This is a genomic window from Limimaricola sp. G21655-S1 (genome assembly GCF_027213785.1).
Classification (GTDB): Bacteria; Pseudomonadota; Alphaproteobacteria; order Rhodobacterales; family Rhodobacteraceae; genus Limimaricola.
The window spans coordinates 1-759 of the sequence record NZ_JAPWGO010000074.1 but is presented as its reverse complement, the minus strand read 5'-3'; the positions used below and the strand labels follow the sequence as shown (position 1 = coordinate 759).

1 protein-coding gene is annotated in these 759 nt (G+C 66.1%); it reads left to right on the top strand.

The features are described 5' to 3' along the window. On the top strand, positions 1-750 hold a 750-nt coding region (locus O4G76_RS19875), incomplete at its 5' end, for a TRAP transporter large permease subunit (protein WP_269398888.1). Positions 751-759 lie beyond the last annotated feature (9 nt).

The following is a 759-nucleotide window of genomic DNA, read 5'->3' as shown; positions in this document are numbered from 1 at the left end:
ATCCCCGGGCTGATGCTGGCGGGCTTCTACGTGGCCTATGTGCTGATCCGCGCCTATCTCAACCCGGCGATGGCGCCGGTGGTCGAGGGGCCGCGCGCCTCCACCGCCGAGAAGCTGCGGCTGGCCAAGGGGCTGTTCCTGCCGATCCTCGTGGTGATCGGCGTGCTGGGCTCGATCTATGGCGGCATCGCCAGCGTCACCGAGGCCTCGGCCGTCGGCGTGCTGGGGGTGACGCTCTCGACGATGATCCGCGGCGAGTTCACGATCGGGCTGATGAAGGCCGCGGCGCTGCAGACCCTGCAGACCGTCGGCATGATCGTCTGGATCGGCATCGGCGCCACGGCGCTGGTGGGGGTGTTCAACCTGATGGGCGGCATCAAGTTCGTCTCGGCGCTGATCACCGGCATCTCGGACGAGCCGGTGATCGTGCTGCTGTTCATGATGGCGCTGCTGTTCGTGCTGGGCATGTTCCTCGACTGGGTCGGGATCGCGCTTCTGACCATGCCGATCTTCGTGCCGATCATCACCTCGATGGGCTACGACCCGGTCTGGTTCGGCGTGGTGTTCTGCATGAACATGCAGATGAGCTTTCTCAGCCCGCCCTTCGGGCCGGCGGCGTTCTATCTCAAATCGGTGGCGCCGCCGGATATCAGCCTCGGCGACATCTTCCGCTCGCTGCTGCCCTTCATCGGCCTGCAGGCGCTCGCGGTCGCGGTGCTGATCCTGTTCCCGGCGATCGCCATCTACTGAGACGCGCCC